This window comes from Micromonospora antibiotica (assembly GCF_017599305.1).
Classification (GTDB): Bacteria; Actinomycetota; Actinomycetes; order Mycobacteriales; family Micromonosporaceae; genus Micromonospora; species Micromonospora antibiotica.
The window spans coordinates 121,557-136,881 of record NZ_JAGFWR010000012.1 but is presented as its reverse complement, the minus strand read 5'-3'; the positions used below and the strand labels follow the sequence as shown (position 1 = coordinate 136,881).

Here is a 15,325-nt window from a genome sequence, read left to right as displayed (position 1 = left end):
TGGGGCTGTGGGGACAGCGCCCCACCAGGCTCCGGCGCGACCTCAGAAGGTGTGTTCGGTGGCGGGGAAGTCGCCGCCGCGTACCTCGTCGGCGAACCGGCGGGTCGCCTCGGTCAGCACCCCGGCCAGGTCGGCGTAACGCTTGACGAACCGGGGGGCCTTCCCGGTGCGCAGCCCCGCCATGTCCTGCCAGACCAGCACCTGGGCGTCGGTGTCGGGGCCGGCGCCGATGCCGACGGTGGGGATCGCCAGTTCGGCGGTGACCCGCTTGGCGACCTCACCCGGCACCATCTCCAGCACCACCGCGAACGCCCCCGCCCCGGCCACCGCCCGCGCGTCGGCGAGCACCTCGTCGGCGGTGTCGCCGCGCCCCTGCACCCGGTAGCCGCCCAGGGTGTGTTCGCTCTGCGGGGTGAAGCCGATGTGCGCCATCACCGGGATGCCCGCCCCGGTGATCGCCGCGATCTGGTCGGCGCAGCGCCGGCCGCCCTCCAGCTTCACCGCGTGGCAGCCACCCTCCTTCATGAACCGCACCGCCGTGCGCAACGCCTGCGTCGGCCCCTCCTCGTACGAGCCGAACGGCAGGTCACCGACGACCAGGGTGTGCCGGGTCGCCCGGACCACAGCCCGGACCAGCGGCAACAACTCGTCGACGGTCACCGGCAGGGTGGTCTCGTAACCGAACACGTTGTTCGCCGCCGAGTCGCCGACCAGCAGCGCCGGAATCCCCGCCTGGTCGAAGATCCCGGCGGTGTACTGGTCGTACGAGGTGAGCATCGCCCACCGGTCGCCACGCTCCTTGGCGGCGATCAGGTCGCGGGTGCGGACCCGTCGGGTGGCCGGCCCGCCGTACAGGGCGGTCACCTCGGTCGGGGTGGACTCCACCATGACTGTCTCCTTTCCTCGAGGCCGCTGTCGCGGTCCCCGGGTTCCGTCGCGATCGTCGCACCACGCGACCGGTCGACGGCAGGGAACAGTGCAGGATTTCACTCCGCCGGGGCGACGCCGACCGACCGTGGCCGGCCGGCGTCGGGGTGCCCGACCGACCCGGGTCGGCCGGGCTGTGCTGCCCAGCCGACCGGGTCGATCGGTCCCGGACGCCCAGCCGACCAGGTCGATCGGTCGGTCCCGGATGCCCAGCCGACCGCAGGTCGGCCGGCTCGGATGCTCAGCCGTCCTCGCGCCAGCGGTTGGTGACCGGCAGCCGACGGTCGCGGCCGAACGCCTTCATTGAGATCTTCGTACCCGGGGCGGACTGCCGACGCTTGTACTCGGCGGTGTCCACCAGCCGCAGCACCCGGTCGACCACCGCCGGGTCGTGGCCGGACTCGACCAGGCCGGCCCGGCCCAGGTCACCGTCGACGTAACCGATCAGGATCGGGTCCAGCACGTCGTAGTCGGGCAGGCTGTCGCTGTCGAGCTGGCCGGGGCTCAGCTCGGCCGACGGGGGCTTGCCGATGGAGTTCTCCGGGATCGGCGGGGTCTCGCCCCGGCGGGCCGCGTCGGCGTTGCGCCACTTCGCCAGCCGCCAGACCAGCGTCTTCCAGACGTCCTTGACCGGGTTGAACCCGCCGACCGAGTCGCCGTAGAGGGTCGAGTAGCCGACCGCCAGCTCACTCTTGTTGCCGGTGGTGAGGACCAGGTGGCCCTCCTGGTTCGACAGTGCCATCAGGATCACCCCGCGCACCCGGGCCTGGAGGTTCTCCACCGCCACCCCGGACAGCGAGATGTTCGCCAGGAAGGTGTCCACCATCGGCTGGATCGGCTCGACCCGGTAGTCCAGGCCGGTGCGCTTGGCCAGGTCCTCCGCGTCGGTCCGGGAGTGCTCCGAGGAGTGCTGGCTGGGCAGTGACACGCCGACCACCCGCCGTGGGCCGAGCGCGTCGACGGCCAGCGCGGCCACCACCGCCGAGTCGATCCCGCCGGACAGGCCCAGCACCACCGAGGGGAAGCGGTTCTTGTTGACGTAGTCGCGCAGGCCCAGCACCAGCGCCTGCCACACCTCGGCCTCGTCGGCCACCGGCGCCATCAGGCCGCCGTCGGCCGCCGGCCCGGTCGGGGCCGCCGGCACCACCTCGACGGTACGACGCAGCACCCGCATCCCGTCGGCGAGATCCTCGGTGTCGGCGGCGTGCGGGCCCGCCCCGGCCAGCTCCACGTCGTGCACGAGCAGGTGCTCGACGAACTGCGGCGCGCGGGTGAGCAGCTTGCCGTCGGGGGTGACGACCATCGAGTCGCCCTCGAAGACCAGCTCGTCCTGGCCGCCGACCATGTTGACGTACGCGATCGGGGCCCCGGCCTCGGCGGCCCGGCGACGCACCAGCGGCAGCCGGACGTCGTCCTTGTTCAACTCGTACGGCGAGCCGTTGATGTTGACCACCAGGCCGACGCCGGCCTGCCGGGCCACCGCGAACGGGCCCCCGGCCTGCCACAGGTCCTCGCAGATGGTCAACGCCACGTCCACCCCGCCCACCCGGACCACGGTCAGGGTGTCGCCGGGCACGAAGTAGCGGTCCTCGTCGAAGACGCCGTAGTTGGGCAGGTGGTGCTTGAAGTAGGTCGCGACCACCTCACCCCGGTGCAGCAGCGCGGCGGCGTTGCGGGCCCCCCGGCCCGGCTGGGCGTCCCCGCTGACCTGGGGTGGGCCGTCGGCGTCCAGGTAGCCGACCACGACCGGCAGGTCGCCGAGGCCGTCGGCGGCCAGGTCGGCGGCGAGCTGCCGCACCGCGGCCTGTGAGGCGGCGACGAAGGAACGGCGGAAGACCAGATCCTCGACGGGGTAGCCGGTGAGTGTCATCTCCGGGAAGGCGACGAGCTGGGCGCCGGCGTCGGCGGCCCGACGGGTCCAGGCGCGGATCAGCTCGGCGTTGCCGACGGTGTCGCCGACGGTCGGGTTGACCTGGCACAGGGCCAGACGCAGGGTGGGCATGACCTCATCTTGCCCCAGCCGCAGGCGGTCGACCCGGCGGCTGCGACGAGACGACGGCCACCCTTTCGCCGCGCCCGGCCGGCCCGCCGCTGGTGGCGGGGCCGCCCGTCGATCCGGCCGTCGGGACACCGCAGGACGAGCGGCGGCAGGTCGCGTAACGTCTGCTTAACCAGGCCGGTGAAGACTGGGCGGTCAGGACGGACCGGCCGACCGGTGCCGGACGTACGTCGCGAGGGGTTGGGGAAGTGGACCGTCAGCAGGAGTTCGTCCTCCGTACGCTGGAAGAGCGGGACATCCGGTTCGTCCGGCTGTGGTTCACCGACGTGCTGGGCACGCTCAAGAGCGTCTCAGTCGCCCCGGCGGAGCTGGAGGCAGCCTTCGAGGAGGGCATCGGGTTCGACGGCTCGGCCATCGAGGGCTTCGCCCGGGTCTTCGAGTCCGACATGGTCGCCATGCCGGACCCGACGACCTTCCAGGTGTTCCCGTTCGAGGGCGGGGTCAGCGGTGAGAGCGCCCGGATGTTCTGCGACATCCTGCTGCCCGACGGCGGCCCGTCCTGGGCCGACCCGCGGCACGTGCTGCGCCGGATGCTGTCCAAGGCGGCCGAGAAGGGCTTCACCTTCTACACCCACCCGGAGATCGAGTTCTTCCTGCTGGAGAACGGCCCGCAGGACGGCTCGGTGCCCACCGCCGTGGACACCGGCGGCTACTTCGAGCACACCACGCACGCCGTCGCGCGGGACTTCCGCCGCCAGGCCGTGCTCGCGCTGGAGCGGATCGGCATCTCGGTGGAGTTCAGCCACCACGAGGTCGCCCCCGGCCAGCAGGAGATCGACCTGCGCTACGCCGACGCGCTGACCACCGCCGACAACATCATGACCTTCCGGCACGTGGTCAAGGAGGTGGCGCTGTCCACCGGCGTACAGGCCAGCTTCATGCCGAAGCCGTTCACCGACCAGCCGGGCAGCGGCATGCACACCCACCTGTCGCTGTTCGAGGGGGAGCGCAACGCGTTCCACGACTCCGGTGACCCGATGAAACTGTCGAAGGTGGCGAAGTCGTTCATCGCCGGCCTGCTGATGCACGCCCGGGAGTACACCGCCGTCACCAACCAGTGGGTCAACTCGTACAAGCGGCTGTTCCCGCAGGCGTTGCCGGACCGGATCACCGAGAGCCCGGCGTACGTCTGCTGGGGGCACCTGAACCGGTCCGCGCTGGTCCGCGTGCCCGCGTACGGCAAGCCGAACTCGGCCCGGGTGGAGGTCCGTTCGCTGGACTCGGCGACCAACCCCTACCTGGCGTTCGCGGTGATGCTCGGCGCCGGCCTGAAGGGCATCGAGGAGGGCTACGAGCTGCCACCCGGCGCGGAGGACGACGTCTGGTCGCTGACCAGCGCCGAGCGCCGCGCGATGGGCTACGAGGCACTGCCGGAGAACCTGTCCGAGGCGATCGACGTGATGGCCGGCTCCGAGCTGGTCGCCGAGGTGCTCGGGGAGCACGTCTTCGACTTCTTCCTGCGCAACAAGCGGGCCGAGTGGGAGCAGTACCGCCGCGAGGTCACCCCGTACGAGCGGCAGCGCTACCTGTCGCTGTGACCCGTTGACGTCGGGGACCCGGGGCCCGTGCGGCCCCGGGGCCCCGACGTCAACGGGTCCGCCGGGGCTCAGGGCGTTCGGCGGTGCCGGGTCGGCCGACGGTCCGTGCGTTCGACGGTCCGGGGGGTGTCGGGGGTGGCGCGGTGCCGCTATCGTCTCGATCACCGTGCCGGCACCCGCGCCGGGCGCAGGAGGTCGGGAGGCCGTCGGTGCTGGATGATCTGCTCACCGGAGCATGGCAGAGCGTCGTGTTCGGGATCGTCGGGGTGGCGCTGATGGCGGCCGGCTTCGTGCTGGTCGACGTGCTCACCCCGGGCAAGCTGCGCGAGCTGATCTGGGTGCAGCGCAACGGCAACGCCGGGCTGCTGCTGGCCGCCAATCAGCTGGGTGTGGCCGGCATCGTCTTCACCGCGATCGTGACCAGCTACGACGACTTCGCCAAGGGGCTCGCCTCGACGGTGCTCTTCGGGCTGATCGGGTTGGTTGTCATGGCGCTCGCCTTCGGCGTGCTGGACCTGCTCACCCCGGGCAAGCTCGGTGAGGTCATCTGCTCGGACCAGCCGCACCCGGCGGCCCGGGTCAGCGCCGCCACCCACTTCGGTGCGGCCCTGATCGTCTGCGCCTGCATCGCCTGACCCCGGCCGCCCGCGCGGCCCGTACCACCTGAGCCAGGCCCGTGGTCTGAGCTGTCCCTGCCGGGACGGTCCAGACCACGGGCCTGGCGTCGTCTGCGCCCGGTCCCGCCGGCCCACCGGATGCCCGGTGACGTGCCCCGCCTCCACCGGTCGGCAGGACGGGAAGAATTTTCCGTCGGTGAAAGTCATTGCGGGCTGGCCGCGAAATTTCCTCCACCCTTCATCGGGATGAACCTCTGGTTTCGGCGCATCGAAGCTGCTAACTTCCTGGCAACCGCGTTCGCAACTTCTTGCAATGCCTTCATAGCTTGCACCCGTCGCTCGGGTGCGGGTGTCAGGAGAGCCATCATGAGGCGGACCACCACCATCCACCGCCGACGGGCCGGCGCACTCGCGCTCGTCGTCGGCGTGGCCGCGAGCCTGTTGCCGCTCACCGCGGCGGCAGCGGCCAACACCGTCACCGTCTACTACCAACCCCCGGCGGCCTGGGGCACCTCGGTCAACATCCACTACGGCGTCGACGGCGGCAGCTGGACCGCCGTGCCCGGCGTCGCCATGGAGGCCGCCTGCGCCGGCTGGCGACGCCGGACCGTCGACCTCGGCACCGCCACCGGACTCACCGCCGCGTTCAACAACAACGCCGGCACCTGGGACAACAACAACGGGGCCGACTACACCCTGCGCGCCGGGCGCAGCACCGTACGCGGCGGGTTGGTCACCCCGGACGCCGCCGACCCGTGCCAGCCGGTCACCCCGGACACCACACCCCCGGCCACCCCCGCCGGGCTCACCGCCACCGCCGCCGGGTTGTCCGTCACGCTGTCCTGGACGGCCGCCACCGACGACCGGGCGGTCACCGGGTACGAACTGACCCGTACCGGCGGCACCGGTGGGGCCACCACCGTCACCACCACGACGACCCGGTACGTGGCGTACGACCTCGCCGCGGGCACCGCGTACACCTGGACGGTGCGGGCCCTCGACGCGGCCGGCAACCGGTCGGCGGCGAGTGCGCCCGCCACCGCGACCACCGGGACCACCCCGCCGGTGGGCGGTTCGCCGCTCGGCGGTGACCCGCGCGAGGACAGCATCTACTTCGTGATGACCGCCCGCTTCGCCGACGGCGACGCCACCAACAACCGGGGCGGCAGCCAGCACGTCAGGTCCGGCAACGCGGCGAACGACGACCCGATGTTCCGGGGGGACTTCAAGGGCCTGGTCGACAAGCTGGACTACATCAAGGGGCTGGGCTTCTCGGCCATCTGGATCACCCCGGTGGTGCTCAACCGCTCCGACTACGACTTCCACGGCTACCACGGCTGGGACTTCCACCGGGTGGACCCCCGGTTGGAGAGCCCCGGGGCCAGCTACCAGCAGCTGATCAACGCGGCCCACGCCAAGGGCATGAAGATCTTCCAGGACGTGGTCTACAACCACAGCTCCCGCTGGGGCGCCAAGGGGCTCTTCGTCCCCACCGTCTACGGCGTCCGCGACGAGCAGTGGAAGTGGTACTACGACCAACCGCAGGCCGGCCGCGAGTACGACCCGATGGTCGAACACGACGGCAACGACCCGACCCTGACCGCCGCGCAGAACGCCAAGGCCAAGGGCCGCCCCTGCAACGGCGACGTCTGGTCGGGCACCGCCCCCACCGCCAACCGCTGCCTCAACTGGGGCACCCCCAACGGCGCGTACAGCCAGGAGGGCTACACCGTCTACCACTGCCAGTGGCCGGTGCCGACCGGCAAGCTCTTCCCCGCCGACCTCTACCACCAGTGCTGGATCGGCAACTGGAGGGCGAGGACGCCCGGAGCTGCTGGCTGCACGAGGACCTGGCCGACTTCAACACCGAGAACGCCACCGTCCAGCAGTACCTGATCGACGCGTACAACAGGTACATCGACATGGGGGTGGACGGCTTCCGGATCGACACCGCCGTGCACATCCCCCGGGTCACCTGGAACCGGCGCTTCCTGCCGGCGATCCAGCAACACGCCCTCGCCCGGCACGGCGAAAAGGGCCGGGACTTCTACGTCTTCGGTGAGGTGGCCGCGTTCGTCAACGACAAGTGGAACCGGGGCTCGGTCAACCACTCCGCGCAGTTCTTCACCTGGAAGGAGCGCAGGGAGTACAGCCCGGACGACGTGAAGGCCGCCATCGAGCAGTACGACTACGAGCAGCTGATCGGCACCGGCGGGCAGCCGACCAGCGACAACGCGTTCCTGCGGGGCAACACCTACCACGCGCCGGACCACTCGAAGTTCTCCGGCATGAACGTCATCGACATGCGGATGCACATGAACTTCGGCGACGCCGGCAACGCCTTCGGCAACGGCCGCGACTCCGACGACAGTTACAACGACGCCACCTACAACGTCGTCTACGTCGACAGCCACGACTACGGGCCGAACAAGTCGAACACCCGCTACGCCGGGGGCACCGACGCCTGGGCCGAGAACATGAGCCTGATGTGGACCTTCCGCGGCATCCCGACGCTCTACTACGGCTCCGAGATCGAGTTCCAGAAGGGCGCGAAGATCGACTGCGGGCCGACCTGCCCGTTGGCGACCACCGGGCGGGCGTACTACGGCGACCACCTCGCCGGCAGCGTCACCGCCACCGACTTCGGGGTGGTCGGCAGCGCCAGCGGGGCGGTGGCGACCACGCTGGCCGCGCCACTGGTCAAGCACGTGCAGCGGCTCAACCGCATCCGGCGGGCCATCCCGGCCCTGCAGAAGGGCCAGTACTCGACCGAGGGGGTCAGCGGCAACCAGATGGCCTACAAGCGCCGGTTCACCAGCGGTGGGGTGGACAGCTTCGCCCTGGTCACCGTCTCCGGCACGGCCACCTTCACCGGGGTGCCGAACGGGACGTACCGGGACGCGGTGACCGGGGACGTCCGGACCGTCACGAACGGCACCCTCACCGCTGCGGTCAGCGGCCGGGGCAACCTGCGGGTGTACGTGCTGGACCTGCCCGGCAACCCGGCGCACGGCAGGATCGGCACCGACGGTCCCTACCTGAGGTGACCGCCCGCCCCCGTCCGCCCCGCCGGGGTGGACGGGGCGGTGCGTCGTACCCCCGTCGTAGCGTGCGGGGATGAACCGGACGGATCGTCTCTATGCCCTGGTGGAGGAGCTGCGGGCGGTGTCGCCCCGGCCGCGCAGCGCCCGCTGGCTGGCCGCCCGGTTCGAGGTGAGCACCCGCACCGTCGAACGGGACATCGTCGCCCTCCAGGGCTCCGGCGTACCGATCTGGGCCGAGCCCGGCCGCACCGGCGGTTACGTGGTCGACCGGTCGCACACCCTGCCGCCGGTCAACCTGACCGCCACCGAGGCGGTGGCGATGGCGGTGGCCCTGCACCGGCTCGCCGGCACCCCGTTCGCCGTGGCCGGCAGCACCGCGCTGCGCAAGCTGCTCGCGGTGCTGCCGGCCGCCGACGCCGATGCCGCACGCCTGCTCGCCGGCCGGGTGCTGCTGGTCGGCACCGGGCCGGGCACGTCCGTCCCGGCCGTCGTCGCCGACGCGGTCTCCGCCCGCCGGGTGCTCCGCCTGCGGTACGCCGACCGCTGCGGGGTGCCCTCGTCGCGTGAGGTCGAGCCGCTGGGTTACCTGGGCAACGACCGGCACTGGTACCTGCTCGCCTGGTGCCGGCTCCGCGACGGGCTGCGCTGCTTCCGTACCGACCGGATCGTCGGGGTCGAGGCGTTGCCGCAGCGGGTGACCCGGGAGTTCTCGCCGGCCGACCTGGACGTCCCGGCCGACCGGGTGCGCCGGCTGACCCTGGTCTGACTCGGTGTGGGCCGGCCGCGCAGTCCGGTCGGCGCGGGCTGTCCGGACGGGTCGGCGTGCGGGCCGTCCAGGCCGGTCGGCGCGGGCTGTCCGGACGGATCGGCGTGCTGGCCGTGTGCACCGGGCGGTAAACACCGACAGGACGGTGTCGCGGACACCCGGGAGGCTGACTGCCGAGCCCGCCGGCCGCCCGGTCGGCGGGGGACAGGAGGCAACGCGTGACCAGCACACCCGTCACCTGGTTCGAGATCGGCACCGACCGGCCGGACGAGGCGCAGAGCTTCTATGCGGAGTTGTTCGGCTGGACCTTCACCGAGGAGGGCACGGCCGAGGGCGGTTCCTACCGGACGACCACGGCGGGGGAGCCGACCGGCATCGGCGGCGGTATCCGGGCTCTCGCCGAGGACGCGCCCGGCTACGCGATCCTCTACGCCGAGGTGGCCGACGTGGCGCAGACCTGCGGTCGGGCCGAGGCGGCGGGCGGCACGGTGCTGACCCCGCCCCGGACCACGCCGAGCGGCCTGACCCTCGCCCTGGTGCGCGACCCGGTGGGCACCCACCTCGGTCTCTTCTCCTCGGGTGGCAGCGCCTGACGCCAGCGGGTCGATGTTGCGGTTCCTCGGGTGGCGGCGCCTGACGCCAGGGCCGACGTTGCGGTGTCCCGGTGCGTCGGACACCGCAACGTCGGCCCTGGCGGGTCGATCTTCGGCCCGCCGGGTCGGGCGGGCCGGAGGTGGGTCACTCGCCGGGCGTACCCGCCGGACCGCGGTGGTGACCGGGGCCACCCGCACCCGGGAAGACCCCGGCCTCGACGGCCTTGGTGATCGCGTCGGCCTGCTCCTGGGTGAGCTTGCCGTCCTTGACCGCCTGGGCCAGCCGCTCGGCCAGCTTCTCCTGCCGGTCCTCGGCCGACGGACGCTCCGGCCGGTCACCCTTGGCGCGGTCCTTGTGCTGCTCGCGCACCTTTTCCAGGGCGGCGGTCACCTTGTCGGTGTCCACGCCCAGCTCCTTGGCGAGCGCCTCGGCGAACTCGTTCTGCCGGTCGGCGCGCTGCTGCTGCCGGTCGGTGCCCTGACCGGCCTCGCTGCTGGCGCTCGGCGTCGGGGTGGCCCCGTTCTCGGCGAAGGCGACCGTGGGAGCGGCGATCCCCACCCCGAGCACACCAGCGGCGGCGAAACCGACCAGCAGGCGCTTCTTCGACATCATGCGGGACATCGGTCCTCCAGTACGTCGGTGGTGATGCGTTGACGTCACCGACAGTGACCACCGAACCTGGGAATCCCCCCTCCCGACCCTGTCCCTGAGCTGAAAATCCCGCCCCACGGCCCGGTGATCAAGAGGTTTCGGTCAGGAACTCGCTTTCCGGTGACGCGAACCTCTTGATCACCGGAGCGGGACCGGGCCGGGCGGGGGCGGGGCGGGGTGGGGTGGGGTGGGGTTACTGGACGGCGGGGGTGGTGGTTAGGGTGCCGGTTTCGGTGTCGAGGGTGGCTGGGGTGCCCACCGGGACGGTGAGTTGGCCGGGGCCGTGGCCGATCGGCAGGCCGCCGAGGACCGGCACGCCGAGGTCGCCCAGCCGGTCGGTGAGCACGTCCACGACGGTGGTGTCCCAGCCGTCGGCGCAGTCGGTGAACTGGCCCACCGCCACCCCGGCCAGACCGTCCAGCACGCCCGCGCGGCGCAGGTGGGTGAGCATCCGGTCGACCTTGTACGGCGGCTCCTGCACCTCCTCGACGAGCAGCACCGCCCCGGTCAGGTCCGGCATGTCCGGGGTGCCGAGGGTGGCGGTGATCAGGCAGAGGTTCCCGCCGAGCAGCCGACCCACCGCCCGACCGGGGACCCGCACCGGGTAGGTCTCCTCCGTGGGCACCGCCGCCACGGTCACCGGCGCGGTGGTCATCAGCGCGGCGTGCAGCGACTCCGCCGAGCGCAGCGGGGTCCGCTCGTCGACCCAGGCCGCCCCAGGGCCGTGCACGCCGGTCAGCCGGGCCCCCCGCCAGAGCGCGAACTGCAGGGCGGTGATGTCGGAGAACCCGGCCACCACCTTCGGGTCCCGCCGCACGGCGGCCATGTCGATCAGGTCGACCACCCGCTGCGCGCCGTACCCGCCCCGGGTGCAGATCACCCCGCGCACCTGCGGGTCGGCGAAGGCGGCGTTCAGGTCCGCGGCGCGCAGCGCGTCGTCACCGGCGAGGTAACCCCGTCGGGCGTACGCGTTCGGTGCCACCACCGGGCGCAGCCCCCAGCCGGTCAGTAACTCGACACCCCGGGCCACCCGCTCCGGACGGGTCGGCCCGGACGGCGAGACCAGCATCACCGTGTCGCCCTCGTGCAGCACGGGCGGGCGCAGGACGGACGGGTCGTCGGCGATCACAGCGGCCGAGCATAGTCGCCCCGCCGCGCGGTCCGAGGCGTTCCGGGTGTCCGTCGACGAACCCGATAGCCTCGACGGCGTGGGAACCGCACTGGTGATCGAGAACGACCCGACCGACGACCCCCGACGGCTGGGGGAGTGGCTGGTGGAGGGGGGCCTTGAGCTGCGGGTGCTGCGCCCGTACGCCGGCGACGAACTCCCCGACGACCTCGCCGGCCACGTGGCGCTGGTGGTGCTCGGCGGTGACCAGCACGCCTACCCGGCCCCCGACGGCACCCCCGGCGCACCCTGGTTCCCGAAGCTCGAAGGGTTGCTGCGTAAGGCCGTGCGGCACCGGGTGCCGACCCTCGGCGTCTGCCTCGGCGCGCAACTGCTCGCCACCGCGCACGCCGGCCTGGTCGAGCGCAGCCCGTCCGGCCCCGAGGTGGGCCCGGGCGTGGTCGGCCGGCGCGACGCCGCCGAGAGTGACCTGCTGTTCCGGTACGTGCCGCTGATCCCGGACGTGCTCCAGTGGCACACCGACGAGATCACCGAGCTGCCCCGGGCCGCCACCCTGCTGGCCGCCTCGACCCGCTACCCGCACCAGGCGTTCCGGCTCGGTGACCGGGCCTGGGGCCTGCAGTTCCACATCGAGTGCGACACCGCGATGATCGCCGAATGGGCGCGCGGCTCCGAACTGCTCGCCGAACTGGGTTACGACGAGGACCTGGTGGTGGCCGCCTGCGACCGGGTGATGGCCGACGTCGAGGAGGTGTGGCAGCCGTTCGCGGTCCGCTTCGCCGCCCTCGCCCTCGGCGAGCTGGACGACGACACCCGCCGCAGCCTGCCCCTGCTCGGGCACTGAGATGAGCAGATCGACCAGGGGACGGCTGGCCCGCTACGGCTTCGCCGAGGGCGACGGCGGGGTCCGCGCCGCCGACCTGCTCGGCGCGGACGGGCTCGGGCTGTGGCAGGCCGACGAGCAGGAGCCCACCGACCGCGCGGCGGCCGACCTGCTGGCCGCGCTCTCCCGGGCCGCCGACCCGGATCTGGCGCTGCGTCAACTGCACCGGATGGTGGAGACCGAACGCCGCACCGCCGCCGACGCCACCGGGTCGGCCCTGCTGGCCGGGCTCGCCGCCGATCCGGGTCTGCGGCGTCGGCTGGTCGCCGTCCTCGGGGCGTCCTCCGCACTGGGTGACCACCTGGTCGCCAACCCGGGGCAGTGGGCGGTGCTCGGCACCGCCCCGGACGGGTTGGCCCCCACCGCCGACGGTCGACTCGACCTGGCGCTCGCCGGCCGGTTGACCGTCGCCACCGCGCCGGTGGCGGTGCTGCGGCAGGCTTACCGGCTGGCGTTGCTGCGGATCGCGGCGGCCGACCTGACCGGTGGGCGGGGCCTGGAACAGGTGATGTCGGCGCTGTCCGCGCTGGCCGACGCGACCCTCTCGGCGGCGTACGAGATCGCGGTGGGTGAGCTGCCGGCGGGCACGCCCCGGCCCCGGCTGGCCGTGGTGGCGATGGGCAAGTGCGGTGGCGACGAGCTGAACTACGTCTCCGACGTCGACGTGATCTTCGTGGCCGCGACCGACGAGGACCTGCCCGCCGCGACGACCGTCGCCGCCCGGCTGATCCACATCTGCGGGCTGGTCGCCTGGCCGGTGGACGCCGCGCTGCGCCCCGAGGGCAACCGGGGGCCGCTGGTGCGTACCCTGGCCAGCCACCTCGCCTACTACCAGCGGTGGGCCCGCACCTGGGAGTTCCAGGCGCTGCTCAAGGCCCGTCCGGCCGCCGGTGACCTGGCGTTGGCCGGCGAGTGGGTCGACGCCCTCGCCCCGCTGGTCTGGCGGGCCTCCGAGCGTCCCGAGGCGGTCTCCGACGTACGCGCCATGCGCCGCCGGATCATCGACAACATCCCGCCGAAGGAGCTGGACCGCGAGATCAAGCGGGGTCCGGGCGGGCTGCGGGACATCGAGTTCGCCGTCCAACTGCTGCAACTGGTGCACGGCCGGGGCGACGAGTCGCTGCGGGTGCCGGGCACCGTGCCGGCGCTGCGTGCGCTGGTGGCCGGCGGTTACGTCGGGCGGGCCGACGGTGAGGCGCTGCTGCGCGGGTACCGCTTCCTGCGCGGGGTCGAACACCGGCTCCAGCTCCAGGCGCTGCGGCGCACCCACACCGTGCCGACCGAGCCGGCCGCGCTGCGCTGGCTGGCCGCCGCGCTCGGCTACGCCGCCATCCCGGGCCGCAGCGCCGTGGAGAGCTTCCGCGCCGACTGGGTCGCGCACGCCACCGAGGTACGCCGGCTGCACGCCAAACTGCTCTACCGGCCGCTGCTGGAGTCGGTGGCCCGGGTGCCCGCCGACGGCCTGCGGCTCACCCCGGAGGCGGCCCGGCACCGGCTGGAGATCCTCGGTTTCGCCGACCCGGCCGGGGCGCTGCGCCACCTCGAAGCCCTCACCGGCGGGGTGAGCCGGACCGCCGCCATCCAGCGGACCCTGCTGCCGGTGCTGCTCAGCGAGTTCGCCGACGCGCCCGAACCGGACCGGGGGCTGCTCAACTACCGGCAGGTCTCCGACAAGCTCGGCAGCACCCCGTGGTACCTGCGGCTGCTGCGCGACTCCGGGCCGGTGGCCCGGCGGCTGGCCCGGGTGCTGTCGTCGTCCCGCTACGCGGCCGACCTGCTGGCCCGGGAACCGGAGGCGCTGCGGCTGCTGGCCGAGGAGAACGAGTTGACGCCCCGACCCCGGGAGGTGCTCTGCGACGGGTTCGCCGCCGCGGCGGCCCGGCACGCCGACCCGGTCGAGGCGACCCGGGCGGTACGCGCGCTGCGCCGCCGGGAACTCGTCCGGATCGCCTGCGCCGACGTGCTCAGCCGGGCCGGCGGGCTGGCCCCGCGACCCGAGCGTGGTGTGCCGGCCGGCCCGCTGGCCGACGTCACCCGGGTCGGCACCGGCCTGTCGTACGTCACCGACGCCACCCTGTCCGCCGCGCTGCGCGCCGTCCGGGCCGCCCAGCCGGAACTGCCCGGCCTACGGTTCGCGGTGATCGGCCTCGGTCGCCTCGGCGGGTACGAGTCGAACTACCTCTCCGACGCCGACGTGCTCTTCGTCTACGACCCGCCGGCCGGGACGGCGGAGAGCACCGCCAGCGCCGCCGCCCACGCGATCGCCGAGGAACTGCGCCGGCTGCTCGCCGCCCCCGCCCCCGACCCGGCGCTCGGCGTCGACGCCGACCTGCGCCCCGAGGGACGGCAGGGCCCGCTGGTCCGCAGCCTCGCCGCCTACGCCCAGTACTACGCCCGCTGGTCGCGGGTGTGGGAGGCGCAGGCGCTGCTGCGGGCCCGGTTCGTCTGCGGCGACGCCGACCTGGGCACCGAGTTCGAGAAGATGGTCGACCCGGTCCGCTACCCGGCCGACGGGTTGACCCGGGAGCAGGTGGTCGAGATCCGCCGGATCAAGGCCCGGGTGGAGAACGAACGGCTGCCCCGGGGTGCCGACCCGGCCACCCACACCAAGCTCGGTCGGGGTGGCCTGGCCGACGTCGAGTGGGCGGTGCAGCTGCTCCAGCTGCGCAACGCCGGGGCGTACCCGCAGCTGCGCGGCACGCGTACCCTCGATGCCCTCGCGGCGGCCCGGGAGGCGGGGCTGGTCGACCCGGCGGACGCCGCCGCGATGGTCGCCGGGTGGACCCTCGCCGCGCAGGTCCGCAACGCGCTGATGCTGGTCCGGGGTCGGGCCGGCGACCAGCTTCCCCGGCACGGGGTGGAGCTCGCCGGTGTGGCGCGGTTGCTCGGCGCGGACGACCCGGGGGAGTTCCTCGACGACTACCTGCGCACCGCCCGGCGGTCCCGGGCCGCCATGCAGCGGGTCCTGGAGAGCTGAGCCACCGCCGCCGGCACCGAAGCCGTCGGCATAGTCGGGCCAGACAGCCGTGCCGGGCAGCCGTGCCGGGCCGGACAGTCGGGCCGGGTAGCCGTGCCGTGCCGGGCCGGACAGTCGGGCCGGGTAGCCGGGCGACGACG

At 73.2% G+C, this 15,325-nt stretch carries 12 protein-coding genes; 8 read left to right on the top strand and 4 right to left on the bottom strand.

Annotated features, from left to right (window positions below; genetic code table 11):
- Positions 1-42: 42 nt before the first annotated feature.
- Together panB and JQN83_RS20620 are read right to left on the bottom strand one after the other, a co-directional pair.
- A complete protein-coding gene (gene panB / locus JQN83_RS20625; protein WP_208568776.1) occupies positions 43-888 on the bottom strand; it encodes a 3-methyl-2-oxobutanoate hydroxymethyltransferase in 846 nt (281 codons plus the stop codon).
- 280 nt (positions 889-1,168) lie between these two features.
- The gene (locus JQN83_RS20620) at positions 1,169-2,929 is read right to left on the bottom strand and encodes an NAD+ synthase (protein WP_208568775.1); all 1,761 of its coding nucleotides are present in this window, start codon (positions 2,927-2,929) and stop codon (positions 1,169-1,171) included.
- Between the two features lie 245 nt (positions 2,930-3,174).
- Here JQN83_RS20620 and glnA point away from each other — a divergent pair, with 245 nt between their 5' ends.
- From glnA to JQN83_RS20595, 6 genes are all read left to right on the top strand, one after another.
- The gene (gene glnA / locus JQN83_RS20615; protein ID WP_208568774.1) at positions 3,175-4,524 is read left to right on the top strand and encodes a type I glutamate--ammonia ligase; all 1,350 of its coding nucleotides are present in this window, start codon (positions 3,175-3,177) and stop codon (positions 4,522-4,524) included.
- 209 nt (positions 4,525-4,733) lie between these two features.
- The gene (locus JQN83_RS20610; RefSeq protein ID WP_208568773.1) at positions 4,734-5,159 is read left to right on the top strand and encodes a DUF350 domain-containing protein; all 426 of its coding nucleotides are present in this window, start codon (positions 4,734-4,736) and stop codon (positions 5,157-5,159) included.
- Between the two features lie 348 nt (positions 5,160-5,507).
- Complete coding sequence (locus JQN83_RS33215; RefSeq protein WP_244252850.1) at positions 5,508-7,037, top strand: carbohydrate binding domain-containing protein; 1,530 nt, start codon at positions 5,508-5,510, stop codon at positions 7,035-7,037.
- Positions 6,935-8,188, top strand: coding sequence for an alpha-amylase family glycosyl hydrolase (locus JQN83_RS33210; protein ID WP_307799490.1), 1,254 nt, complete (start codon positions 6,935-6,937; stop codon positions 8,186-8,188). The genes JQN83_RS33215 and JQN83_RS33210 overlap by 103 nt, the downstream gene beginning before the upstream one ends.
- A gap of 70 nt (positions 8,189-8,258) precedes the next feature.
- Positions 8,259-8,951 carry a helix-turn-helix transcriptional regulator gene (locus JQN83_RS20600; RefSeq protein WP_208568772.1) on the top strand — a complete coding sequence of 231 codons (693 nt, stop codon included), beginning with the start codon at positions 8,259-8,261 and terminating at the stop codon, positions 8,949-8,951.
- 218 nt (positions 8,952-9,169) lie between these two features.
- Positions 9,170-9,544: a VOC family protein gene (locus JQN83_RS20595; protein WP_208568771.1), complete on the top strand. Its 375-nt coding sequence runs from the start codon at positions 9,170-9,172 to the stop codon at positions 9,542-9,544.
- 145 nt (positions 9,545-9,689) lie between these two features.
- Here JQN83_RS20595 and JQN83_RS20590 read toward each other — a convergent pair whose 3' ends face one another.
- Together JQN83_RS20590 and JQN83_RS20585 are read right to left on the bottom strand one after the other, a co-directional pair.
- Positions 9,690-10,166, bottom strand: a complete 477-nt coding sequence (locus JQN83_RS20590) for a hypothetical protein (RefSeq protein WP_208568770.1) — start codon at positions 10,164-10,166, stop codon at positions 9,690-9,692.
- 223 nt (positions 10,167-10,389) lie between these two features.
- Positions 10,390-11,265 (bottom strand): S66 peptidase family protein, encoded by an 876-nt coding sequence (locus JQN83_RS20585; RefSeq protein ID WP_244252891.1) that lies wholly within the window; start codon positions 11,263-11,265, stop codon positions 10,390-10,392.
- A gap of 139 nt (positions 11,266-11,404) precedes the next feature.
- Here JQN83_RS20585 and JQN83_RS20580 point away from each other — a divergent pair, with 139 nt between their 5' ends.
- Both JQN83_RS20580 and JQN83_RS20575 read left to right on the top strand, forming a co-directional pair.
- The gene (locus JQN83_RS20580; protein WP_208568768.1) at positions 11,405-12,169 is read left to right on the top strand and encodes a type 1 glutamine amidotransferase; all 765 of its coding nucleotides are present in this window, start codon (positions 11,405-11,407) and stop codon (positions 12,167-12,169) included.
- 1 nt (position 12,170) lies between these two features.
- The gene (locus tag JQN83_RS20575; protein ID WP_208568767.1) at positions 12,171-15,185 is read left to right on the top strand and encodes a bifunctional [glutamine synthetase] adenylyltransferase/[glutamine synthetase]-adenylyl-L-tyrosine phosphorylase; all 3,015 of its coding nucleotides are present in this window, start codon (positions 12,171-12,173) and stop codon (positions 15,183-15,185) included.
- Positions 15,186-15,325 lie beyond the last annotated feature (140 nt).